Source organism: Curtobacterium sp. MCLR17_031 (genome assembly GCF_003234775.2).
GTDB classification, from domain to species: domain Bacteria; phylum Actinomycetota; class Actinomycetes; order Actinomycetales; family Microbacteriaceae; genus Curtobacterium; species Curtobacterium flaccumfaciens.
The window spans coordinates 97,903-119,391 of the sequence record NZ_CP126270.1 but is presented as its reverse complement, the minus strand read 5'-3'; the positions used below and the strand labels follow the sequence as shown (position 1 = coordinate 119,391).

The window sequence follows — 21,489 nt, the reverse complement described above, 5'->3', positions numbered from 1 at the left end:
AAGCAGTCCATGCGGCCACGGTATCCAGCGGGACGGCCTCAGGGAAGAGTCCGCCTACCGGGCGCCTGCAGCCGGCGCTCGTGGAGGTATCCACTTAGCTTTGTGGTGCCCGGCGGCATGGGCAGTTGTAGGGTCCGAGGCATGGCGCTGGTGCTGACGTGTGGGTTGTCGTTCTCCGGTAAGAGCACGTTGGCTGCTGGACTGTCCAACGCATTGGCGGGCGAGCTATTGAGCCTTGACCAGATCAACGAGGAGCGCGGACTTCACGGCGGACAGGGCATCCCGTTGGAGGAATGGGCGGCCACGAACCGGATCGCGCACGCGCGTGCGGGTGTGCTCCTTGCCGCTGGCCGCCACGTCGTGGTCGATGACACAGGATCGCCGCGTTTCATCCGCGATGAATGGCGCGCGACCGCATCAGCTGCAGGGGTTCCGTTCGTACTCGTGTGGGTGCAGATCAGTCCGGAGTTGCAGCGGGAACGGGTCCTGGCCAACAGGTTGGGGCAGGTGCGGCCCGACGTTACGGACGCGGTGCTCCAAGAGCACGGCGCGAGCTTCGAGCCACCGGTGTCGGAGGACCCGTGGGTCATCGACGCGACTTCCACGAGCGACTCAGTGGCCATCGCAGCCATCGTCGAAGCGATCAAGGCTGCGGCTGTCCGGTAGCCGATCGGCTACTGAGACGGTGTGGGGGAGTGCTCTCGTGCCTTTCATGCGGCGTAGCCTTCGATCATGGCTTCTTGGGACGTTGACTGGTCTGAGCCTGGTGCTCCAGGTTCGCGGGTGGTTTCTTGCTTGCTGACGCGACGGGGTGGGCTGGCGCATCAGGTCGAGCTTGTGCTGTCGACCACGGATTCCGAAGTGCGCCAGCCGGTGCCGCATGGGCCGGGCCCGCAACGTCCTCTTGCGGAGAATGGGACACTCGGGTTTGACGTCACGTTGCCCGGTGCCGACCTGGCAACAGTCGGCGACGGGCCGATCAAGTTCGACGCTCCAAACAACGACGGCAGGTCAGCGCTCGTCGTGACCGTTCAGTGGTCCGATACTGCAGACGGTCCGCGGCAGGAGCGGGCGTTCATCTACCGGCCCATCACGACGTCTCACTAGTTCTGCGGTAGTCCAGTTCCGAGCGGATTCGTCGCGGTGACGTCCCGTGGCATGAGTGTGAAGCCTTGCCAGTGCTCGTCGACCACCGATTCGTCCTCGTCTCGGGGCAGGTGGTGGAACGAGGTCTGCATCCAGATGACCGGCGACGAGAGCTTGTCACCGCTGACGAAGCGATCAACAGACGTCGAACAATTGCGTGCCGCGCTGTTCCCAGCAGCGAGAACCTCGCAGGCTCGATTCTGGGTGACGTAGAAATCGTTGTCCGTGTACGCGTGGTTTGGGACGCCCCGATACGGGCTGTCGTTGTGCAGCTCGATGTCATATCCGACCGCGTGATGATCAGCGTTCCGGCGCCCTGGATCCGTGACCATCCACATCCGGTCCGGGGCTGACTGCATCGCTGTCTCGGAACGGATCGGTGTCGCCGTTGTGACGCGGTGAGCACCGCCGGTGCTTCCTACTGTCGCGATCGAAGCGGGGCCGCCATCGTCGAGTCCGAACTGGAGCCGCCAGAACACGTTGTGGTAGTGGTTCAGGGCGTATCGGGTGTTGCCCGAGCCGATTGGTTGGCCGTCGTGGGCGTCCCCGTAGCCGTTCGGCGAGGGCGCAAGCGTGCCGGAGGCACCTACTTTCCCGACAACTCGTCCGTCGCCGCAGAAGTCCCACGTGTTCATGTAGGTGTACCAGTCTGCTGGCGTCACAGTGTAGATCTCGAGGCACTGGCTGGCCGCTCGGTGCGTGGTGAGCCCGAAGTCGTAGTCGTCCCACTCGTACGCCGCCCCGTCGGACACGATTGCTTCACAGAGCAGCGCCGGCTGGTCGGCGGTCGCGGCGACCAGTTTCCCGTCCGGGCAATCCGAAGGGCGGATATCGCTGGCCGTGGTGAGGGTCCCGAACGCGGGGAGGTCGAGGTGTTCCTTGGTCCCGTTGTCGTAGGGAACATCGATCTGGGCGAGCGCGGCTTTTCGGATCACCGTCAACGGCGAGGCCCCGGCCGGCGTGTAGGAAGCGTCGGTGACCTCGAGTCCAGTGCTGAGGTTGATGTCCCAGCACAGCTGCCATGTCGTTCCGCCGGTTAACGACGCGGAGATCGATCCTTGCGAAGCGGTGCACTTGCGAAGCGGGGTTGTGCTGACGGGGGCGGGTGTTGCCGTCTTGATCGCGGCCGGCGCCACGGGTGTTCCGGCTACCGCAAGCCCGATGGTGAAGGCACAGACCAGCGCGCCCCACGACACGGCGAGGCGAGCTGGCCTGTGCGTCATCATCTAGGAACAGGCCTGGCTCTTGTCGCGACCCGAACTGTGGGCGTACTCCGCAAACGCCTCGGTACAGATCGTTTCACCTGACACCTTGACGGCGTAGTACGTTGCCGTCGTGTAGCCCGACCCGTCGAACGTGTAGTTGTGCTTCGAGATCGATACCTGCAGAACCGGGTCGTAGAGATCGCACGATGCGTCCTTCTTCCCGAGTGCCCAGCCGGAGTACACGCACTTCCACGAGTACCGCCCGAGTGCGGCGTTATACGTCGGCTTGCTTGCGACTGCGCTGCCCGGCTCGAACGCCTGCGCTGCGGTGGCTGAACCGAACACCGAGCCCACGACGAGTGCCGCCGCTCCGAGCGTGAGAAACGCTGACTTGTGCTTCATTGCTTACCCCGATTCCATCACCAATAGGTCGGACTGCAGTCGTCAGCAGTGTGAGCTTCCGCCCAAATCAGCAGAAGTCCGTCGTTTGGGGGACATCCACGTGGATCGCGCAAAACACCTGGTCAGATGACGGTGCACCCCAACCGGCTTCGCGAATCCTCAGCCACACGGTGATCGAAGCGGCGCAGGGGCCCCACACGCCGCGGGCGTTCCTGAGCCGATATCGGGTGCAGGGTCTACGGTCAAGCGCGGGGGTCTCACCAGCTCCCGTGCGGGCCGGAGTGGAGATAACGATCCTCCGGTCCGTGCCCAGCACCCAGTGGCTCATGCAGACCGTACGGTGAGCGATCGGCTATCGGACGTTCCGAGCGACGGCCCACTCGCGATCGAGCATGGCGTTCTGGTAGCCATCGACCCAGCCCAGGTCGGCGTGCCAGGAGTCCTCGATGCCGTGCTGCTCACGTCGCATGCCGTTCTTTTCGAGGACGCGAGCTGAGGCGATGTTGTCGGCGTTGCAGCTCGCCGTGACGCGCCGGAGCTGGAGCGCTTCGAACGCCGCGGTCAGGAGGCCGCGTGCCAGGTCCGTTCCTAGTCCCTGTCCGGCGAGGTCGGGTTGCAGCATGTAGCCGATGACGCCTTGCGTCGCCCGGGGCATGCCAGGTTGTCCGAGGCCATCGGTGACGTCCAGGAAGCCCAGGCCGGCGAGCCGGCCGTCCAGCTCGGCGATGCACGAGAAGTCGGTGTCGCTGTCGGGGATGCTCGCCCACTCTTGGACGTAGGCGTCCGGGTCGACGTGGGTACGGAGCATGAACCGGTTGACGACCGGGTTGTTCCGCAGCGCGACGAGCTGGTCTGCGTCCTCGGGCTGAGGGTCGCGGAGGAGGAGAGCCCCGCTCCGAGCGGGCCAAGGAGAGGTGCGCACCCCGTCATCCTCCCAAGAGTCAGGCTCGGTGACCGATCCTCTACCGGGCGGCGCGCCGTGTCAGTCCATGGGGAACGGACGACGTGCGATCCACACAGTGAAACCAACGATGAGGAGCGCATCGAGAGCGAGGACAAAGTAGCCCCATCCGAGTGCGAACTCGGCTTCGAGCGACCCAACTCCGAGGATGACGGTTACTCCAGCGCCCAGCACGAGGAACACGGGCAGGATCAGGCTAAGACGAGGTTGAGCGTTGAATGCGAGCTGCGCGTCATGGAACCATCGCTTGTTCCGAGCACGCCAGACGATTCCTGCGGCGGTGAGCACGAGCACCGCCACACTCGCCACCGGGAACAGGACATCTCGCACTAGTTCAGACTACGGGCGCGTTGGTCGAGGTGCGTCTCGTTGGTCGATCGTTGACCGAGCGCGACTGCTTACAGGCCCGGTAGTCGTGTTGAACAGATCGCGCGCTGCTCACGACCATGAATCGTCGCGTCCGTACATCGGTACCGTTCGAGTATGTCGAACAACCAGCCCTGGTCATGGTCAGTCCCGTTGCGGTCGCAGACGTGGCTCGACATGGTGAAGCCAGCGAAGCTGAACCTGACCCAAGCCATGTCCTCGCTGCCTGCCGTCACTATTCGATCGGCGGTCTACAACAATGCGCTGAACGCCGCACGCCAGGAGGTTCTTGCAACCGCGCTCAAGCCACCAACTCTCGGCCCACTCAAGCTGCCCATCGGAGCCCGTCTGCAGTGGAAGATGGGCAGCTTTTTCGAGGCGCTGCGTGCGAGCACGCGCATCTCGCTCCCCGACATCGCACAGCTCCGGCGAGCTGCGCTACCGCCCAACATCGCTGACGCTGACATCGAGTACGACCTCGAAGCATGGAACCTCTGGATGCAGGAGGGTCTTCCGATCGCGTGGGTGCCTGACCCGCGAACACTCGAGCTAGTCGCTGCTGCTGGAACACCTGCCCAGCGCCGGGCTGTTTACGGTCGACGTTGGACGCACGTCCTCAACGCGTGCGAGGACCTCCTCAGCGACGTCACCTCAAGTGAGATGAACAACTTCGTTCAGCCCACTCGACGCGCGATCGACGGCATCAGGAACGGCTACGCCGACCTCGGACAGTCCTATGCCGCCAGCATCCTCGACTCCATCGTCCAGAAGACCTACACCCAGAAGGAGCAGCGTCGTTGGGTTCACAAGCCTGGCGCCGACGACCAACCAGGCGGGTTCCGGAACTTCTTCCACCTCACACAACTGCAAAGCATCTACGAAAGCTTCTGGGACGGTCCCGTCCCATCAACTTTCAACCGACACGGAAGCGCTCACGCCGTGGGGCGTGGGCGGCAGTACTCACGGATGAACGCCGTTCTCGGCGTCGCGCACGTCGCCAGCGTGATCGGGAAAAACGAAGCCGAAGCACGGATCCTCCATAGGACGGCATAAGCATTTCGTGGCTGGCGCTGTTGGCGGCGTCTGGCTGTGGCTAACACGGCCGCCCCCTCTCACCGCTAAGTGGATACGGTCACCAAGGGCCGCAGGAAGCGCCCAATCGCCGTATGAGGATCGGCAAGTGAGCTGGGCGACCTTGGTCGGCGCTCGCACCAGCGCGACGAGCTTCCGCGGCCGGTGAGTGATCAGGCATCGGTCCCGTCGCGGTTCGATCAGTACGCCTTGGGGTGCTGCGGGGCAACGTTGGTCACAGGATGACCGATGTCGACACGTTCCTCGTGGCGCTCGCGGAGGTCGCAGCTCGACCGGGGCTGCGGGGAGGGCGTCGCGAATCGCTGTCCGGGGCTAGTTCTGGGCGGACGGCGTGCGCGCCGGGCCCGTCCGTCGTGTGGTCCACCAGGCTGCGGCGGTGACGAGGACCAGCGCTGCGCTGGGGATGAGGTTCGCGATCGACCCTGACGCGTCGGACCGGCTGCTGAGCTCGCCGCCGAGATCGACGTGGAGGGTGGTACCGAGCACGAGTGCGGTGAGGTTGTAGACGCCGTGGAGGGCGACGGCGACCTCGAGCCCTCCGGTGCGCCAGGTGATGATCCCGAGGGACGCGAAGAGCACCAGGTACGAGGCGAGGATGTACGGGTCGAGCGAGCCGTGGACGAGCGAGAAGACCACGGTCGTCGTGGTGATGCCGGCGACCGCGCCGATTCCCGCACGTCTGCTCCATCCCCCGACGACGCGGAACATGAACCCCCGGAAGCCGTACTCCTCGCCCGCGGCGGCGAGCGGCGTCAGCACCATCCCGATCACGAAGAACGCGACGAGGTCGGCTGTCGTCCACGGGATCGGCTCACTCGCTCCCGTCATCGACAGGACGGACATCGCGATGAGGACCAGCGGGGCGAACACGAGCAGGGCCCGGCCGAAGACGCCGAACCGGAACCGCCCGGCCACCGAGTGGAGCGAGCGGAACGGGACGCCGTAGATCGCGCGTTGCAGCAGCATGCAGTACGGGATCAGCAGGCCCAGCGAGAGTGCGCCGGCCGCCTGCTGCAGCGGCGTGAACCCGGTCCGGCCGAGGAGTTCGGTGTCGATGAGGGTCGCCAGGAACAGGAACAGCCGGGCGGACCCGACCAGGCCGGCGAACAGCAGGACGATCGCGACGATCCCCCGGACCACCCGGCGGTCGTCGGCAGCGAGGACGCGGTGGTACTCGACGCCGGCGGGGACGTCGGCGAGTACGGCGGGCGCGTCGGTCTCGAGGAGCCAGCTCGGGGTCGCGGACGTGGAGGTGGAGGTGGAGGTGGTCTGCATGGTCGTCTTCCTGTCGGGGTTCGGCCGACGCGTCCGTCCGGCGACGGCGGTCAACTGGCGAGCTCGTCGATCCAGCTCGACCGCATCCGGAGGGCACGCTCGGTGCTCCCGATGACCGCGCCGAGACCGACGAGCAGGTTGAGGGGCAGCGGCAGCTGCACCGGCGAGGTGAATGTCCCGATCGAGTCCGCGACGGGCGGGATCTGGGAGATCGTCTCGACGAGCTGGGGGACCGTGACACCGAGACCGACGGCCACGAGCGCGATCGAGACGAGGCCGATGACACGGCTCACGGCGGGGTGCTCTCGGTGCAGACGAGCGCGGCGGCCCTCCGCTGACAGTGGATCCGGTGCGAGCTGCTGCTCGGTCCCGTCCGACCCGACGTAGTGGCAGCGCTTCAGCCCGAAACCGGTGATCGCGACCTCGATGCGACCACCCGGCACGGTGAAGACGGCCGGCATCGTCGAGTACGACCGCAGCGATCCGTCGACGAAGAGCCTCGCGCGCACCGCACCGTCGCCAGCGTCACCGCCGTGGCGGACGTCGACCGTGTAGACCGAGGCCGTTCCGTCCGGGCCGGCGATCGTGATCGAGCGCAGCGACCGGCTGAACACCTGCCACCAGCGGAACCGACGGAGGGGCTCACCGGAGCCGGTCCGTGCACGACGACTCCGCCAACTCGCGAACCGCATCCCGTTCCCGCTTCCCTCGTTGCTAGTACGCCGTGATAGCGCATGCTGGGAAACTAGCACATTGTGATAGACAGGCGGTGCGTCGGGTGCGACTTCCCGGCGCGCACCCGGACGGCGACCAGACGGAGCACGCAGATGATCAGGACCCCACTCACCGCGGAGTACATCCACGGAGCGCTCGACGTCGAGGAGACGCGATCGGGCGTCCGCCCGCACCTGCTCCCGGTCGGGATCCGGTCGCGTGACGCGGACGCACAGTTGCTCGCAGCGGAGGCGCAACCGTCCGGTGTCCGTGTCGTCGTCACCACGACGGCCCGTCGGGTCTCCCTCGAGCTCCGAGCCAGCAGGGTCACGTACCGCGGAGTGCAGCGCCCGCGCGGGGTCGTCGACGTCGTCGTCGACGGGGGTCCCGCCCGCGGACACACGCTCGAACACGGCGACAGCGTCGAGGTCGACCTCTCCACCGGCGCGGGCACCACACGTGCCGGGGACACCGACGTGCTCGCCGTGACCGACCTCGATCCCGGTGTGAAGCGCATCGAGTTCTGGCTGCCCCACAACGAACAGGTCGAACTGATCGCGCTCCACTCGGATGAACCCGTGGAAGCCGCCCACCCGGAGGGGCGAGTCTGGGTGCACCACGGCAGCTCGATCAGCCACGGGTCGAACGCGGTGCGCCCGACCGGTGTCTGGCCGGTCGTCGCCGCCCGCCGAGCCGGGGTGGAACTCACCAACCTCGGCTTCAGCGGCAGCGCCCTCGTCGACCCGTTCACGGCGCGCCTGATCCGCGACACCCCGGCGGACGTCATCAGCCTGAAACTCGGCATCAACGTGGTCAACCTCGACGCGATGCGACTGCGGAGCTTCGTGCCCGCGGTCCACGGGTTCCTCGACACGATCCGGGACGGACACCCGACGACGCCGCTGCTCCTGGTCTCGCCGATCCACTGCGCCATCCACGAGGACACGCCCGGACCCGGCGCGTTCGACCAGGACGCGCTCGCCCGGGGGACCGTGCGGTTCACCGCCACCGGGAACCCTGCGGACACCGGTCAGGGGCGCCTGACGCTGCGGATCATCCGGGACCAGCTGGAGGAGATCGTCGCCGCCCGCTCCGACGGTGCCCTGCACTCCCTCGACGGACGGATGCTCCACGGCCCGGACGACGCCGAGTCGGATCCGCTGCCCGACGCCCTGCACCCGAGTGCGACGTCGCACCGGACCATGGGCGAACGCTTCAGCGACGTCGCCTTCGGTGTCGGTGGGCCGTTCAGGGATGCAGTCGCCTGAGCTGGTGCAGGCCGACCTGGACGCCCTCGACGTCGTTGCTGAGGATGACGAGATCGGTGTCCGTCGCGGGGAAGGACGCGAGGAGCGACTGGTACCCGGGGTTGTCGCCGGGCACGAACCACGCATCCCGTGACAGGACCCGACCGAGGAAGGCCCCGTAGCCGTACGAGACGGCGGCGAGGTCGTCGCCCGGGGCCGGAGGCGCCAGGTGCGCCTGCGGGGTCAGCAACCGGCTCGCAGCGGTCTCGGTCAGCAGCGCTCCGCCACGGAGTGCACGGACGTACCGGACGAGGTCACGGGCCGTCGTCCAGAGGTCGCCGGTCCCCGGGATGTCCGTGAACGTCCGCTGGACACTGATCGGCTGCCCGTCCCGGTGACCGACCGCGACGTCAGCATCGCCCACCGGATACCTGCCAGAGCTCGTGGACCGCATCCCGACGCCGGTGAACACGATGTCCGCGGCGACCTCGCCGTACGGCCGGCCGGTCACCGCCTCGATCACGAGGGCGACGACGACGAACCCCGGTCCGCTGTAGCGCCAGGACTCGCCTGGGCTTCCGACGGGTGGCGTGTCGAGGATCATCTGGACCAGGGTTGCGCGTTCCGGGGGCTCCTCCAGGACGGCGGGCAGCCCTGGGATGTCGCCCCAGTGCCCGATGCCGGACGTGTGGCTGAGGAGATGGTGCAGCGTGACCGGACGGAAGGTCGGGGGCAGTTGCGGCAGCCACGTGCCGACCGGTCGGTCGAGCTGCAGCAGCCCGCGCTCGGTGAGCGCGAGCGCCACGACGGACATCACCTGCTTGCTGATCGAGCCGACCTGGAACCGCGTGTCCGGCGTGCAGGGCGCAGAGCCCGGGCCGTGCGCGAAGCCGCCGGAGGCGTCCCGCTCCGGTCCGGCGCCGTCCGCGACGAGCAACGAGCCGGACCACGAGGTCGGCGGCGTGATCGTTCCGGACAGCATCAGGTGGTCGTGACCTGGAGGGCGATCACGGAGATCACCGACGAGGACGCGTTGTTCACCGCGTGCACGACGACACCCGGCCACACCGACCCGGTCCGTCGCACGAGGAGCGCTGCCGAGACGCCGACGATGAACGCGACGGGCGTCGTGAGGTTGATGCCGTGGGTCAGGGCGAAGACGAGGGCGCTCAGCAGCGTCGCGATCCACGCACCGTACCGGGCGAGGAGGTTGTACACGACTCCCCGGAAGAAGAACTCCTCGCCGATCGGCGTGAGGACGGCGCCGAGGAGGATGGTGCCGAGGAAACCGAGTACGCCGCTCGTGGCGGCGGACCGGTAGTCCGTCTGCACGTCCTGCGCCGGAGTGGCTGCGGCGACGATGCTGCTGATGCCGATGTTCAGCGCGACGACCCCGAGCCCGATGGCGAACCCGATGAGGAGCCACTTCGGTGCGACCCCGCGCAGTCCGAACAGCCCGCGGTCTCGAAGACGGAGTGCGATGGCGATCAGTGTGCCGCCGAGCGGCGCCAGCCCGGACACCGCGTACAGCGCCAGGCCCCGGGACAGCCCGGCGTCGTCGGGGATCAAGCGGTAGAGCGCGATCCCGACCGCGTAGAGCGCGACGGTCCCTGCGGCGGCGATCCAGAAGTCCGCCCAGGTGACCCTCGACGGGCGAGTGACGCGGGAACCGTTCCGCGGCGACGTGTGTGCGGTCGACATGCTTTCCTCACTGGTGCTGTTCGGGGCGCGATGGCCGTGGAGTCGAGTGGGGTGGACCCGGGACGGTGCGGGGCGGAGCACGGCCCGGTCAGAGCAGCCACTGGCCGAGCGGGTACACGAAGTACCGGAGGGAGTACGCCTCCCAGAGGGCTCCCACGACCAGCAGTGCCAGGGCCGGCAGGGCGAGGAGGCCCGTCTTCCGTAGCCCGACCAGGTAGCCCTGCCGTCGCCGTGACACCTGCGCGGTTTCCGGGCGGGTCCAGTACTTCCCGATGAGGAAGACGCCGAGGGTGACGACGACGTACGCCTGCAGCTCGATCACGAGGGTCAGCGAATGCGGGATCAGCGCCACCCACCCCTCGGGGCTGCCGGGCACGAGCGTGACCCCGGTCTGGACGAGCCAGTACCCGAAGAACGCCAGGCCGGCGAACGGGACGATCAGCGACGGCACGACGATGGTGAGCAGGCTGAGGCGGAAGACGTTCACGGCGAGGATCAGCAGGGCGAACAGCGGCGGCGTGCGCACCACGGCTCCGACGAGCGCCGCCGTGCCGTCGTCCTCCAGTGCGGTCGCGCGCGCCTGGCTGAGCCCGGGGAACAGCAGCCCCGCCACGAACCCGAGCACGAACAGCCCGTACGTCGCGGTGTTGAGGACGAGGTAGACCCGCGCGTTCTCCCGGACGATCTGCAAGGGGCGCCGCCAGAGCGGCACGGTGTCCGTCGCCGACGGGTCCGCAGTCGTGCGGGCCGGCATCCGGGGTGTTCGGTCTGGTGGCTGCGTCACCTGTCATGCTCCTTGTCCGGGTGCCCACTGCGGGCTAGTACGATGTAATAGTTCGTTTGGGACGCTAGCACAGCGTGTTAGTCAGATGGAAGAGAAGTGATCGCGGATGACGGATTCGCCCAGCACGGACACGAGGTCGAAGATCCTGATCGCTGCGGCGACGATGCTCGGTGAGGACCCGACGGCGCGTCTCACCGTCCGCGCGGTGGCGGCGCGGGCGGGTGTGAGCACGGGATCACTCCGGCACTTCTTCCCGACGCAGCAGCAGTTGCTCGACACGGTCGTGGAAGGCCTGCAGACGGTCGAGATAGCGGACGACCCGATGGCCGACCCGTCGAGGAGTCCGGCGGATCGTCTCGAAGCCTGCCTGCAGCTGCTCCTCACGAGCGTCGGCACCGGCGCGGCCGCCCGCGAGAACTGGATCGCGATGCACGATGCCTACATCGCTTCCCGCGCGCCTGACGAGTCCGGCAACACGTTCCTCGCGATGGAGCGCTTGGGCGTCAGCCGTGTCGAGCGCTGGCTGGACACGCTCCGTCAGGAGGGCGTCGGGCTTCCCGACGACCTCGAGGAGCCGGCGCGGTTCCTGCTCACCGTCGTCAACGGCCTCGCGCTCGAACGTGCGCTTCCCGGGGCGCGTTCCCGTGTCCCCTTCGAAGGACGCTCACTCCGACTCGCCGTCGACGCGGTCCTGGGCGAGCGGACGCCGCGGTCGTGACGACCGTCCGCGGTCGGGCGAACGTCCTCGGTCGCCCGCCGAGGATCACCGATCCGAGCCGGAGGCTCCTGCAGACGCTGCCGGGGGAGTGCTGAGCGAGGCGGCCGACGGGATCGCCCCGGCGGACTCCAGGCGGCGCCGGGTCTCGGCCGGCGACTCGCCGTAGACCTCGCGGTACCGCATGCTGAAGCGGCCGTGGTTGGAGAAGCCCCACCGTCGAGCCAGGGAGCCGACCGAGAGCGTGGGGTCGGCCAGCAGCTGCGCGTGTGCCGCCTCGATCCGCGCGTTGAGGAGGTACTGCATCGGCGTGATGCCGAGCGTGATCTTGAACGCGCCCTGCACGGCACGCAATGAGGAGCCCGCGGCCTCGGCGATCTCGGTGGCGGAGACCGGCCGGTGCAGGTTGTCGCGGATGAACGCCGACGCGCGCTGCACCATCGGTGGCAGCTCGGCATCGACCTGTGCGATCCGGTGCGCGGACGGGACGAGCCGTCGCGCGGCCTCCAGGTACTGCTCCGTCGCCTCGCGCACGCCCGGGTTTGACGAGGCGCCCGGCAGGTCGAGCACGAACCGGGCGTGCGCGACGACGTGCGCCCAGTACTGCTCCAGGAACACCTCGTTCGCAGGGCCGCCGTCGTTCCGGAGAGCACCACCGCGCACAGCGCCGCGGAGTCGAAGATTGTTGCTCACTCACCCCACCGAACGCCGAGGCGATGTGCACTCCGTGCCGGACCGGGGTACATGCTGACACCCAAACGGCGGCCGTCGACTTCCCGGCGTCGCCGGGCCGTCCGGTCAGCCATCGGCTACCGGGCGGCTGTGTCCTCGCCTGCTCGACTACATCAAGAACTCGGTCGCTGCTTCGACCCCTTCAGTCATCAGGCTCCAGCTCGGCCGAGCGAAGTCCTCCCGCCTCAAGCGCACCCTGACCTCGTCAACGACCTCATCGGCGCGAGTCTGGGCACGAGTGACACCGTTGACCTCGTAACCGAGCTTCGCGGACACCCGAAGGGATGGCTCGTTCCAAGCGACTGCGCTCGACTCCGCCCACTCAGCTCCCAAATGGTCGAACGAGAACAGCAGCAGCGCCGCCCGCATCTCGGTCCCAAGCCCTCGGCCCTGATGCGCGAGGGCAAGCCATGAGCCGCTCTCGACGGTCTTGCGGGCGGCAAAGCGGCGAGCATGCAGTTCCTGAACCCCGACCGGCGTCCCCTCGTGGAGCACGGTGAAGCTCACACCCCACGAGTCACGGCTCACCGCGGACCGGAGCTTCCAGTGGTACTGCGCCAGAGAACGAGCCAACGTTGTCGGTTCTGCGTCCGTCCACGGGACCCCGAACGGCATCCGAGCGGGGTCGTGGACACCGGACAGGGCCGAGTCGACGAGCCCAGGAAGATCTTCGTCGCGCAGGGGCCGCAGTTCCAGCCGAGGAGTGATGAGGCGCAGCCCGAACAAGGGCCAAACTTGATCGAAATCCATTTCTCAACGGTACGAGCGCGGCGTCAAACGTTACGGGCTCGCGATGTCCCGCTGGCCGATCCCTCCTTGGGGACCGGTTGTGTGGGTAGCGTCGAGACATGCTCGACCGATGGTCTGATACTGCGACTGCTTACGACAGGTCTTTCGCGCGACTCTGCGCAGGGGCCATCGACGGGTTGCTTGGGAACCACGTGAGCGTCGGCGACGGGCCCGCTCTCGACGTCGGAACAGGGACGGGATCCGTCGTGGGCGCCCTCATCCGACGCGGATTCGCGGTCACCGCATGCGACAAGGAACCATCCATGGTGCGGTTCGCTGCAAGACGCTACCCGGCGGTTGACATCGGAACTGCGGCGCTGCCCTCACTGCCCTACGACGACGCCTCGTTCGCGGTCACGACCGCGAACTTCGTCCTCAACCACGTACCAACCCCGCTCACATCGGCTCGTGAGCTCCTTCGAGTCACCCGTCCTGGTGGAACCGTCGCCGCGACGATTTGGCCGTCCGAACCGGTCGGAGCGCTCAACCAGTTCTGGAACATGATCACCAGGGCAGCGGACGTCGCGGTGCCGGCCGGACACCGATTGCCTCCAAAGGACGACTTTCCGAGAAACGTCGGCGGCTTCCGCGAGCTGTTTTGCAACGCCGGCGCAACCACCGTCGACTGCAGCCTGTTCTCGTACACCTTCCGTATCCGTCCCGACGACCTCTGGGCAGCGGTGACGGCAGGGATCGCAACGATCGGTCAGACGTACATGAGCCAGACCGACGAAGGCCGTCAACGGATGCAGGCTGTGTTCACGGACGCAGCGGCGCGGGAGGCCCCTTCCAATGTTCTTTCGTTTGAGAGCACAGCTGTGGTCGCCCACTCCGTCGTCCGGTAGCCGATCGTCAACCGAATGGGGCTGCCTACCCGCGGTACCACTCGTTCGGCCCTTCAGACAAGATCCGCTCCGCTACACGTTCGGCTGGTTCCTCAGCCCCGATTGGGCGCTCCTGCACGAAGGTCAACGGCTGCCAACCGTGGTACCACGCCTTCATCTCATCGGCGTCGAACTCAGCAGCTTTCGGTCTCGTGGCGTGTCGACGGACCGTTTCCTCGAATGTGAGATCGAAGGCGTAGAAGCGGGCGTCAGTCGCATGTTCAGCGGTCCGAGCGAGCAGGTCCTCGTACTGGCGCACGTTGAAGATGCCGTCCATCACCACGTGCTGACCGGCGTCAAGGCAATGGACGGCCGCGGCCTCGAGTAGATCGGCGTGAGCCATGCCTGCCGTGCCCTGTTCGCGGAAGATGACTCGGTGGAAGTAGTCCTGGTGCAGGACAGCAACCGGTCCGGCGAGCTGCGTTTGCAGGAGCCGTGCGACGGTCGACTTTCCAGAGCCCGAGTTGCCACGAAGAACGATCAGCACTCAAAGCACCCTAGCTACGCGTACCGTGCCCGGTCAGCGATGGCCTCCCGAGACAACTGCCGGCGTCCGCAGAGAGCCTGAATGAGCCTCGGTCGGCTGCTCAAACTTCTCGGGGTTCCCGCCCTGCAACGTTCGTCTCCCAGTGCGCGAAGACGATTGAATCGCCCAGGCTCAATTCCCGAGCGACCGCCGCGGCCAGGCGCTCACCCTTGAGTCGCTGCTCCTGGCCGGTCCGTGCATCCGGCCAGCCAGTCTCGTAGGAGTACAGCGACTCGAATGTCGCAGCCCACTTGCGGATGTCAGCCTGCAGCCACGCCGGTAGCTGGGGCTCCCCATCCGGCGCTCCACCGTCATCCCGCCGGATCGGCCAATCCGCGCTGTAGTCGTTCATGAGCCGGTACCGCATGTCCACAGGATCGCACAGGCGCCAGCGCCGTGGCCCGGAAGAGGATCGGGTGTGAGACGACGTAAACCAGGGGCAGCAAGTCGGTCCTCGCGGCATGAACGCTCTACTTATCGGGTACGCCCGCGTCTCAACGTACGAACAAGACCTCACCGCTCAGCGCGTCGCGCTTGAACGGCTTGGAGTTCTTCCGATCAACAACCACCCTGACCATGGCTTGGCCGGCACGAATCGTTCACGACCCGGTCTCCGCGAAGCGCTCGCTTCTTGCCGTGATGGAGACACGCTGGTGATCGCGAAGCTGCACCGGTTGGCCCGGAGCCTCCGCGATGCGAAGGACATCGTCGATGAGCTCACCGCGAAGAACGTGAAGCTCAACATCGGTGGTTCGGTCCACGATCCGAACGACCCCGTGGGTCGGCTGCTGTTCAACGTCCTCGCGATGGTTGCCGAGTTCGAATCGGACCTGATCCGAACCCAGACACGCAAAGGGATGCAGATAGCCAAAGCGAAGGGGCATCTCCGCGGTCGCCGGCCCAAGCTCAGCGCTGCACAGCAACGACATCTCCTCGAGGTGCACCAAGCCGGCACGCACTCGTTGCTGAACTCGCCGAGCTATTCGGCATCGGAGGAGCGACCGTCTACCGCTGCATCGACCGCCAAGGCCATCCAGATCACTGACCCCGCCGATCTGCTCCCGCACACGGGTCCGAAAGCGGATCGGCTATCTCGAAGTGCGCCTTCGTGAGCCGGCGGCAGCGAGGATCGATGCCATCGCCGCTGGCCACAGCGCATCCAGCCGCGGCCCCCATGGTTCTGCCATCACCCCACTCTGACGAAGCGCGATGACCTCCGACAGGGAGACCCAGCGCGAATCCATCACCTCGGCAGGATCCGCTCGCACCGCTGAACCACTCGGCTCCTGTACGACGAAGAGGTCCACGAGTGCCGTCTCCTCGATGAAGCGGCCGACGCGGCGCAGCACCTCGGGCTCGACTGTGACGTTGGTCTCCTCGAGCAGCTCTCGGCACGCAGCTGCAGGACCAGTCTCGCCTGCGAACGCGCTCCCACCGGGAAACTCCCACCCGAAGGCGAACTCCTTCGTCGGAGCCCGCTGCGTGAGCAGGACGGTTCCGTCGGCCCGGTACACGCACATCGTGACCACCAGATGGAACGCCCCACCCGGCCAACCCGCGTCACCGCGCCGGAACGTCCCACCCATCGGCACCCCGGCCGCGTCAACAAGATCCCACCACTCGTCCACACCGCCAGCGTAGGAGCCGGGGGCCCGAACGCCCCACCCGCAGGTTCGGACGCTGAAGGCGCACACGGAACCGGTCCGCCGTCCGCCGGGTCCTCGGTACGGCGTATTCGGACGACGTGAGATCAGCGCGAAGGGGGCGGCGGCCCCGTCGTGTCCCCCACCCGCAACTCCGAGGTGAACGACGCCGGCTGCGGCTCCGCACCCTCGAGCATGGCCAGGGCGGCGCGTGCGGCGGCCTGGCCCTTCTGCACAAAGGGCTGCACCAGGGTGGTCAGGTGCCGGATCGGGGTGCGGTGGAGCAGGCTGTCGTCCACGGTGATGCCGTCGAAGCCGACGACGCTGACCTCCTCGGGGACACGGAGTCCGGCATCGAGTGCGGCCGAGATCGCCCCGACCGCGATCAGGTCGCTCTGCGCGATGACGGCGGTGGGGCGGGGACCGTCCGGCGCGAAGAGCTCCGTGCCGGCGAGACGTCCCTCTTCCACCGAGCTGCCGGCGGTCTCGATCGCGACGGCGTCCGGGTAGACCAGGCGCACACCGCGCAGGCGTTCGAGCGTGGTGAAGGCGATGCCCTCGTCCTGCCGGGCTGCGTCGATCGGGCCACGGCGGCGTGCGGCATCGAGGGGCAGGGTCACGACGGTCACGTCCCGGTGGCCGAGCCCCTGCAGGTACTCCGCAGCACGGCGTGAGGCATCCCGGTTGTCGAGCTGGACGGGGACGGCACCCTCGATCTCGTCCGCCTCGATCGCGACGACGGGGATCTGCCGACGGCGCAGCACCGCGACGGCCGGGTCGATCCGCACGTTGCACCCGACGAGCACCACGGCGTCCATCGGGGCGTCGACCAGCGGGCCGGCACCCTGCTCGTCGTCGAGCGGACTCCGGACGAGCAACAGCGAAGCACCGGCCGCACCCGCGACCTCGGCGATGCCGTCGAGCGTCAGGACGTTGACCGGATCACGGAAGGCATCGCTCAGACGCTCGTCCATCACGACACCGATGACGCCGGAACGACCGCGGCGCAAGGAGCGAGCACGGGGATCGGGGCCGCCGTAACCGAGGTCGGCCGCAGCGGCGAGCACGCGGGCCTTGGCGTCCTCGGACACCGGGCCGAGACCACTGAAGGCGAGCGAGGCCGTCGACGGCGCGACACCGGCAGCACGGGCGACCGCTGCCAGCGTCGGGCGCGACGAACGGGTGACGCCGCCGCGGGAAGGCGACGCGCCGGGTCCTGTTGCCGGTTCGTCCATCGCCCGTTAGCGTAGCCGGAACGAGCGGTCGAATCGATTCGACAGCCGCAAGACCAGCACCGACACGCACCAGAACGCGCAGCACCGAGCGCGCCGCAGCACGATGGGAACCACCATGACGACGCCGTCCACCCGCACCGTCCCGACCACCAAGGCCTGGATCATCGCGGTGTTCGTGGTGTTCACCCTGTCCGGGCTCGACATCGCGACGTGGCTGGGGCGGATCCCGAGCGTCCGCGACTCCCTCGGGGCGAGCACGTTCGAGATGGGTCTGCTCGTGCTCGGCATGGCCGTCGGCTCGATCGGCGGTCTGACCTTCGCCGGGCACATCGTCGCGAAGCTCGGTGCGAGGCGGGGCGTGCAGGTGGCTGCGGCGTGCCTGGCGGTCGGGATGATCTTCGCCGGTGTGGCGGTCACGCTCGGGTGGGGCTTCGCCGCCATCTGGATCGCGCTCATCGCGTTCGGCTTCGGCAACGGCCTGTGCGACGTGTCGATGAACGTCTCCGGCGCCGCCGCCGAGAAGGCCGGCGGGCGCACGATCATGCCGCTGTTCCACGCCGCGTTCAGCCTCGGCACGCTCGCGGGCGCGGGCCTCGGCGCCCTGGCCGAGAAGCTCGAGATCCCGGTGTCGTGGCACTTCATCGTGCTCGTCGTCATCACGAGCGCCGCCATGCTCGTCGCCGTCGCGAAGTTCCAGGACGAGCACCTCGTCGAACAGCCGGTGTCCACCGACACGAGCCCGGTCGCGACGCCGCTCACCCGCTGGCAGGTCTGGGCACAGCCCTCCACGCTGCTCATCGGCGTGATCGTGCTCGGCATGGCGCTGGCCGAGGGGTCCGCGAACGACTGGCTGCCCCTCGCGATGATCGACGGCCACGGGCTCGACAACGCCGGCGGTGCTGCCGTGCTGACGGTGTTCCTCGCCGCGATGACCGCCGGTCGTGTTGCCGGCAGCCCGCTGATCGACAAGTTCGGCCGCGTGCCGATCCTGCGCATCAGCGCCGCCGTCGCGGTGGTCGGCCTCGGCATGCTCATCTTCATCGACAACGTGCCGCTCGCGATCGTGGGCGTCGTGCTCTGGGGTCTCGGTGCCAGCCTGGGCTTCCCGATGGGCATGTCCGCCGCGGCCGACGACCCCCGCACCGCGGCCGCCAAGGTCAGCGCCGTCGCGACGATCGGCTACGTGGCGTTCCTGGCCGGGCCGCCGCTGATCGGGTTCCTCGGTGAGGAGATCGGCCTGCTCGGGGCGCTGCTGATCGTCTTCGTGTTCATCATCGCGGCCGGCCTGGCCTCGGGTGCGGCGCGCGAGACCGGTGCCGCCGCCCGGCCCGCCCGCGGGACCGACAAGACGAGCGGGACCACGAAGCGCGAGACCGAGCACGAGCACGACACCGCGACCAGCGAGACCGAGCGAGCCAGCGACCGCAGCTGACGCACCCCGCCCTCAGCCGCCGTCGCCCGCCCGCGCCCGCGTCGCCAGGTGCAGGGCGAGGCGGGTCTCCGGGTCGGACAGGTCCACCCCGAGCAGCCGCTCCACCCGCGCGATGCGGTCGGACACGGTGTTCCGGTGCACGCCGAGCACCGCGGCGGTCTCGGCGATCGACGACTCCGCGTCCAGGTAGGCGGCGAGCGTCGTCAGGAGCGCACCGCCGCCGCGCTCGAGCGGTGCGAGCAACTGCCGCGAGGCCGGCAGGAACGTGTCCGTCTGCGTCCACGCGAGCAGCAGCTGCGCGAGCCCGAGCCGGTCGACGTGCACGAAGTGCCCGGACTCCGGACGGCTCGCAGCGAGGCGGGCGGCGTCGCCCGCCTCGCCGAGCGTCCGGACCAGCCCGGCAGGGCCCGCCTGCAGACTGCCGACGCCCACGTTGGTCTCCACGGTGGTGCGGAGCGTGTTCTGCGCGCGCCGCAGCCGACCCGCGATGTCGGCCACTGCCTCCCGGCCGGGTTCGTCGGGTTCCGACAGCCACAGCACCCAGCCGTCCGCCTGTTCGACGACGACCGCGTCGAGTCCCTCGGCGCGCACCGCGGCGTCGACCTGCTGGCGGAGCGCGACCAGGTCGACGCCCTGCCGCGCGACCACGCGCGCTCCGACGTGCCAGGCGTCCAGCCGCCACCCGGCGGCGATGGTGCGCTGCACGAGCTGCGGGGCGGGCGCCCCGTCGGCCGCACGGAGCTCGTCGAGCATCGCCATCCGGTAGCGGGCGTCGCGCTCGTCGTCGAGCCGGGTGAGCAGCAGCCGGTGCCCGACGGCGACGGCGGCCACCTGCAGGGCACTCGCGACCACCTGCTGTTCGGCGGCGATCGGGACGGGCAGGCCGACGGCCAACCAGGCGCGCGGTCCGATGCCGGTGCCGACCGGGATCGCCACGAGCGTCTCGTCGACGCCCTCGGCGGTCAGCACGTCGCTCGTGCCGGCGCGGCGGACGAGCACGGCGCGGGCCGCGTCGTCGACGGCGGCTCCGCGGAGTGCCAGGCCCGAGGCGTCGAGGAACCGCACCGGGTGGCCGAGCGAGCGGTCGAGCCGGGCGAACAGGTCGTCGAGTTCGGGGCCGGCGTCGAGCGCGACGCGGGAGGCGTCGAGGGCTGCCCGGGCCGCCGGCCCCATCCCGGTGCCGATGAGTTCGTGCAGGCGGACCGAGGTCGCCCACGGGTCCGGGGTGGCGAGCACGGCGACGCCGAGCCGGTCGGCGAGCGTCGTGGTGCCGGGGCCGAGTTCCAGCGCCCCGTCGACGACGAGCAGGGTGGTGCCGGCCGCGGACGCCCGGCGCAGCAGCACGTCGAAGCGCGCGTCCGCGCGGTCGACGGGGGTGAGCAGCACGACGACGTCGTCGCCCTGCGACAGGGACCGGCCGACCTGGTCGGGGGTCCCCACCACCCCGCGGACGCTCCGGACCGCGGTGCTGCCGGAGCCGACGAGCAGGCGGGTGCCGGGCGGCAGGAGCGGCAACAGGTCGCCGACGGCGTTCACGCGAGCACCTGGCCCACGGCCTCGGGGACGACGTCGGCGTCGATGCCGAACGCCCGCGGTCCCATGCTCGCGGTGCGGTCGGGGTCCGCCCACCACCACGGCGCCGACGGCAGCACGAGCACGGCGAGCTCGTTGCCGACCCGCGTGCGGTCGGTCGCCACCGGCGCGAGCGAGCGCGCGTCGACGACGGTGATGACGCTCGGGGTGCTGGCGACCGGCAGGCCGTCGACCAGGCAGTGCACGTACTCGCTGCCCGCCTCGACCCGGGCGACCGCGCCGGTGCCGGCGTCGCGGATGGCCAGGCTGCTGCGCACGAACGCGAGCGCGTCCCCCTCGCGCTGGACGTCGATGACTCGGCCCTGCGCGACGACGCGGCCGCCGATGAGCGCGGCGAGTTCCGCCGCGTCGCGTGCGCCGCCGGCTGCGCGTCCGATCCGGAGGGCGCGCTGCACGCTGCCGACGACGGCTCGCTCGCGCAGCAATGCGACCGGGACCGGGCCGATCGCGAAGGCCGCCCAGCCGCCGCTGTGCGAGACGGCCTCGCGCCAGACCGTCTCGACGTCGTGGGGGTGCCGGGCGTCGACGACGATCCGCAGACCGCTCGTGGTCGCCGCCGCCGCCGTGACCGTCGTGGTCGGGCCGACGAAGACCGACAGCTGGTCGATGCGCGGGACCGCGCGGCCGACCAGGTCCGCGTCGACGAGCGGCAGTCCGGCGGCGTGGGCGGTGAGGGCCGCGGCCGGTCCGGTCACGCCGCCGATCTGCGCGGCGACGACGGCGTCGGCACGGGTGCCCGTCCAGCGTTCGACCGCCGCGAGCGCGGCCGGCAGCTCCTCGCCGCTCGGCATCTTCTCCTCGAGCACGGTCGTCGACCCGATCAGCCCGACCGCCACCACCGAGCCGAGCGCGGGGTCGTCGAGGTCGACGACCGGCACGCTGCGGTCGCCGAGCGCGAAGCGGAGCGCGCTGACCATGTGGTCGACGCGGCCGCCACCACCGCAGCCGAGCAGGGCGGTGCCGCGTCCGAAGACGGTCGCGGCGTCGGCCTGGAGGCCCGTCACACCGCCGCCCCGCCGCTCACCCTGGTCCATGGGTCCATTCTGC

General features: G+C 68.9%; 23 protein-coding genes. 7 read left to right on the top strand and 16 right to left on the bottom strand.

The genetic code is table 11. The features are described from left to right. The first annotated feature begins 141 nt into the window (after nucleotides 1-141). Nucleotides 142-666 (top strand): P-loop nucleotide/nucleoside kinase family protein, encoded by a 525-nt coding sequence (locus DEI96_RS00570; protein WP_111022420.1) that lies wholly within the window; start codon nucleotides 142-144, stop codon nucleotides 664-666. Nucleotides 667-1,103: 437 nt separating this feature from the next. On the opposite strand, the gene DEI96_RS00565 is transcribed toward DEI96_RS00570, so the two are convergent. From DEI96_RS00565 to DEI96_RS00550, 4 genes are all read right to left on the bottom strand, one after another. Further along, on the bottom strand, nucleotides 1,104-2,372 hold the full coding sequence (locus tag DEI96_RS00565) for a copper amine oxidase (RefSeq protein ID WP_111022421.1): 1,269 nt from the start codon (nucleotides 2,370-2,372) through the stop codon (nucleotides 1,104-1,106). After that, nucleotides 2,373-2,753, bottom strand: coding sequence for a hypothetical protein (locus DEI96_RS00560; protein WP_111022422.1), 381 nt, complete (start codon nucleotides 2,751-2,753; stop codon nucleotides 2,373-2,375). A gap of 352 nt (nucleotides 2,754-3,105) precedes the next feature. Next, nucleotides 3,106-3,675 (bottom strand): GNAT family N-acetyltransferase, encoded by a 570-nt coding sequence (locus DEI96_RS00555; RefSeq protein WP_111022423.1) that lies wholly within the window; start codon nucleotides 3,673-3,675, stop codon nucleotides 3,106-3,108. 60 nt (nucleotides 3,676-3,735) lie between these two features. Further along, nucleotides 3,736-4,044: a hypothetical protein gene (locus tag DEI96_RS00550; protein WP_111022424.1), complete on the bottom strand. Its 309-nt coding sequence runs from the start codon at nucleotides 4,042-4,044 to the stop codon at nucleotides 3,736-3,738. 153 nt (nucleotides 4,045-4,197) lie between these two features. Here DEI96_RS00550 and DEI96_RS00545 point away from each other — a divergent pair, with 153 nt between their 5' ends. Further along, complete coding sequence (locus DEI96_RS00545; RefSeq protein WP_146246847.1) at nucleotides 4,198-5,133, top strand: hypothetical protein; 936 nt, start codon at nucleotides 4,198-4,200, stop codon at nucleotides 5,131-5,133. Nucleotides 5,134-5,484: 351 nt separating this feature from the next. Here the strand turns inward: DEI96_RS00545 and DEI96_RS00540 are convergent, their stop codons facing one another. Together DEI96_RS00540 and DEI96_RS00535 are read right to left on the bottom strand one after the other, a co-directional pair. Beyond that, the gene (locus DEI96_RS00540) at nucleotides 5,485-6,447 is read right to left on the bottom strand and encodes a CPBP family intramembrane glutamic endopeptidase (protein WP_111022553.1); all 963 of its coding nucleotides are present in this window, start codon (nucleotides 6,445-6,447) and stop codon (nucleotides 5,485-5,487) included. A 50-nt stretch (nucleotides 6,448-6,497) separates the two neighbouring features. Next, complete coding sequence (locus tag DEI96_RS00535) at nucleotides 6,498-7,139, bottom strand: hypothetical protein (protein ID WP_111022426.1); 642 nt, start codon at nucleotides 7,137-7,139, stop codon at nucleotides 6,498-6,500. A 135-nt stretch (nucleotides 7,140-7,274) separates the two neighbouring features. Between DEI96_RS00535 and DEI96_RS00530 the strand changes: the two genes are divergently transcribed. Next, on the top strand, nucleotides 7,275-8,429 hold the full coding sequence (locus DEI96_RS00530; RefSeq protein ID WP_111022427.1) for an SGNH/GDSL hydrolase family protein: 1,155 nt from the start codon (nucleotides 7,275-7,277) through the stop codon (nucleotides 8,427-8,429). On the opposite strand, the gene DEI96_RS00525 is transcribed toward DEI96_RS00530, so the two are convergent. From DEI96_RS00525 to DEI96_RS00515, 3 genes are all read right to left on the bottom strand, one after another. Then, nucleotides 8,410-9,390 carry a serine hydrolase domain-containing protein gene (locus tag DEI96_RS00525; RefSeq protein ID WP_111022428.1) on the bottom strand — a complete coding sequence of 327 codons (981 nt, stop codon included), beginning with the start codon at nucleotides 9,388-9,390 and terminating at the stop codon, nucleotides 8,410-8,412. The two genes, DEI96_RS00530 and DEI96_RS00525, sit on opposite strands and share 20 nt — an antisense overlap. Next, nucleotides 9,390-10,109: a type II CAAX endopeptidase family protein gene (locus tag DEI96_RS00520; RefSeq protein ID WP_111022429.1), complete on the bottom strand. Its 720-nt coding sequence runs from the start codon at nucleotides 10,107-10,109 to the stop codon at nucleotides 9,390-9,392. The genes DEI96_RS00525 and DEI96_RS00520 overlap by 1 nt, the downstream gene beginning before the upstream one ends. A gap of 88 nt (nucleotides 10,110-10,197) precedes the next feature. Beyond that, nucleotides 10,198-10,893, bottom strand: coding sequence for a hypothetical protein (locus tag DEI96_RS00515; RefSeq protein ID WP_220039102.1), 696 nt, complete (start codon nucleotides 10,891-10,893; stop codon nucleotides 10,198-10,200). A gap of 106 nt (nucleotides 10,894-10,999) precedes the next feature. On the opposite strand from DEI96_RS00515, the gene DEI96_RS00510 reads away from it, so the two are divergent. Next, nucleotides 11,000-11,611, top strand: coding sequence for a TetR/AcrR family transcriptional regulator (locus DEI96_RS00510; protein ID WP_111022431.1), 612 nt, complete (start codon nucleotides 11,000-11,002; stop codon nucleotides 11,609-11,611). Nucleotides 11,612-11,656: 45 nt separating this feature from the next. On the opposite strand, the gene DEI96_RS00505 is transcribed toward DEI96_RS00510, so the two are convergent. Beyond that, nucleotides 11,657-12,301 carry a helix-turn-helix transcriptional regulator gene (locus DEI96_RS00505; RefSeq protein ID WP_146246848.1) on the bottom strand — a complete coding sequence of 215 codons (645 nt, stop codon included), beginning with the start codon at nucleotides 12,299-12,301 and terminating at the stop codon, nucleotides 11,657-11,659. 147 nt (nucleotides 12,302-12,448) lie between these two features. Continuing rightward, entirely contained in the window at nucleotides 12,449-13,090 is a 642-nt protein-coding gene (locus DEI96_RS00500) for a GNAT family N-acetyltransferase (protein WP_111022433.1), read from the bottom strand. Between the two features lie 98 nt (nucleotides 13,091-13,188). On the opposite strand from DEI96_RS00500, the gene DEI96_RS00495 reads away from it, so the two are divergent. Further along, entirely contained in the window at nucleotides 13,189-13,974 is a 786-nt protein-coding gene (locus tag DEI96_RS00495) for a class I SAM-dependent methyltransferase (RefSeq protein WP_111022434.1), read from the top strand. A 25-nt stretch (nucleotides 13,975-13,999) separates the two neighbouring features. On the opposite strand, the gene DEI96_RS00490 is transcribed toward DEI96_RS00495, so the two are convergent. Beyond that, nucleotides 14,000-14,500, bottom strand: a complete 501-nt coding sequence (locus DEI96_RS00490) for an AAA family ATPase (RefSeq protein WP_111022435.1) — start codon at nucleotides 14,498-14,500, stop codon at nucleotides 14,000-14,002. A gap of 500 nt (nucleotides 14,501-15,000) precedes the next feature. On the opposite strand from DEI96_RS00490, the gene DEI96_RS00485 reads away from it, so the two are divergent. Continuing rightward, nucleotides 15,001-15,651, top strand: a complete 651-nt coding sequence (locus tag DEI96_RS00485; protein ID WP_502866288.1) for a recombinase family protein — start codon at nucleotides 15,001-15,003, stop codon at nucleotides 15,649-15,651. Here DEI96_RS00485 and DEI96_RS00480 read toward each other — a convergent pair. Together DEI96_RS00480 and DEI96_RS00475 are read right to left on the bottom strand one after the other, a co-directional pair. After that, complete coding sequence (locus DEI96_RS00480; protein ID WP_146246849.1) at nucleotides 15,628-16,167, bottom strand: NUDIX domain-containing protein; 540 nt, start codon at nucleotides 16,165-16,167, stop codon at nucleotides 15,628-15,630. The two genes, DEI96_RS00485 and DEI96_RS00480, sit on opposite strands and share 24 nt — an antisense overlap. 122 nt (nucleotides 16,168-16,289) lie before the next feature. Next, complete coding sequence (locus tag DEI96_RS00475) at nucleotides 16,290-17,417, bottom strand: substrate-binding domain-containing protein (protein WP_111022438.1); 1,128 nt, start codon at nucleotides 17,415-17,417, stop codon at nucleotides 16,290-16,292. Nucleotides 17,418-17,532: 115 nt separating this feature from the next. Between DEI96_RS00475 and DEI96_RS00470 the strand changes: the two genes are divergently transcribed. Then, complete coding sequence (locus DEI96_RS00470) at nucleotides 17,533-18,849, top strand: MFS transporter (protein WP_111022439.1); 1,317 nt, start codon at nucleotides 17,533-17,535, stop codon at nucleotides 18,847-18,849. A gap of 12 nt (nucleotides 18,850-18,861) precedes the next feature. Here DEI96_RS00470 and DEI96_RS00465 read toward each other — a convergent pair whose 3' ends face one another. Further along, on the bottom strand, nucleotides 18,862-20,385 hold the full coding sequence (locus DEI96_RS00465; protein ID WP_111022440.1) for a helix-turn-helix domain-containing protein: 1,524 nt from the start codon (nucleotides 20,383-20,385) through the stop codon (nucleotides 18,862-18,864). Further along, the gene (locus DEI96_RS00460; protein WP_111022441.1) at nucleotides 20,382-21,476 is read right to left on the bottom strand and encodes a DUF917 domain-containing protein; all 1,095 of its coding nucleotides are present in this window, start codon (nucleotides 21,474-21,476) and stop codon (nucleotides 20,382-20,384) included. Before DEI96_RS00460 ends, DEI96_RS00465 begins: the two co-directional genes overlap by 4 nt. Between the last annotated feature and the right edge of the window lie 13 nt (nucleotides 21,477-21,489).

Excerpts from the sequence above, each read along its gene's own strand:
- DEI96_RS00570 (WP_111022420.1), top strand. The coding sequence starts at position 142 with ATGGCGCTGGTGCTGACGTGTGGGTTGTCGTTCTCCGGTAAGAGCACG.
- DEI96_RS00565 (WP_111022421.1), bottom strand. The coding sequence starts at position 2,372 with ATGATGACGCACAGGCCAGCTCGCCTCGCCGTGTCGTGGGGCGCGCTG.
- DEI96_RS00560 (WP_111022422.1), bottom strand. The coding sequence starts at position 2,753 with ATGAAGCACAAGTCAGCGTTTCTCACGCTCGGAGCGGCGGCACTCGTC.
- DEI96_RS00545 (WP_146246847.1), top strand. The coding sequence starts at position 4,198 with ATGTCGAACAACCAGCCCTGGTCATGGTCAGTCCCGTTGCGGTCGCAG.
- DEI96_RS00540 (WP_111022553.1), bottom strand. The coding sequence starts at position 6,447 with ATGCAGACCACCTCCACCTCCACCTCCACGTCCGCGACCCCGAGCTGG.
- DEI96_RS00535 (WP_111022426.1), bottom strand. The coding sequence starts at position 7,139 with ATGCGGTTCGCGAGTTGGCGGAGTCGTCGTGCACGGACCGGCTCCGGT.
- DEI96_RS00530 (WP_111022427.1), top strand. The coding sequence starts at position 7,275 with ATGATCAGGACCCCACTCACCGCGGAGTACATCCACGGAGCGCTCGAC.
- DEI96_RS00525 (WP_111022428.1), bottom strand. The coding sequence starts at position 9,390 with ATGCTGTCCGGAACGATCACGCCGCCGACCTCGTGGTCCGGCTCGTTG.
- DEI96_RS00520 (WP_111022429.1), bottom strand. The coding sequence starts at position 10,109 with ATGTCGACCGCACACACGTCGCCGCGGAACGGTTCCCGCGTCACTCGC.
- DEI96_RS00510 (WP_111022431.1), top strand. The coding sequence starts at position 11,000 with ATGACGGATTCGCCCAGCACGGACACGAGGTCGAAGATCCTGATCGCT.
- DEI96_RS00500 (WP_111022433.1), bottom strand. The coding sequence starts at position 13,090 with ATGGATTTCGATCAAGTTTGGCCCTTGTTCGGGCTGCGCCTCATCACT.
- DEI96_RS00495 (WP_111022434.1), top strand. The coding sequence starts at position 13,189 with ATGCTCGACCGATGGTCTGATACTGCGACTGCTTACGACAGGTCTTTC.
- DEI96_RS00485 (WP_502866288.1), top strand. The coding sequence starts at position 15,001 with ATGAACGCTCTACTTATCGGGTACGCCCGCGTCTCAACGTACGAACAA.
- DEI96_RS00475 (WP_111022438.1), bottom strand. The coding sequence starts at position 17,417 with ATGGACGAACCGGCAACAGGACCCGGCGCGTCGCCTTCCCGCGGCGGC.
- DEI96_RS00470 (WP_111022439.1), top strand. The coding sequence starts at position 17,533 with ATGACGACGCCGTCCACCCGCACCGTCCCGACCACCAAGGCCTGGATC.
- DEI96_RS00460 (WP_111022441.1), bottom strand. The coding sequence starts at position 21,476 with ATGGACCAGGGTGAGCGGCGGGGCGGCGGTGTGACGGGCCTCCAGGCC.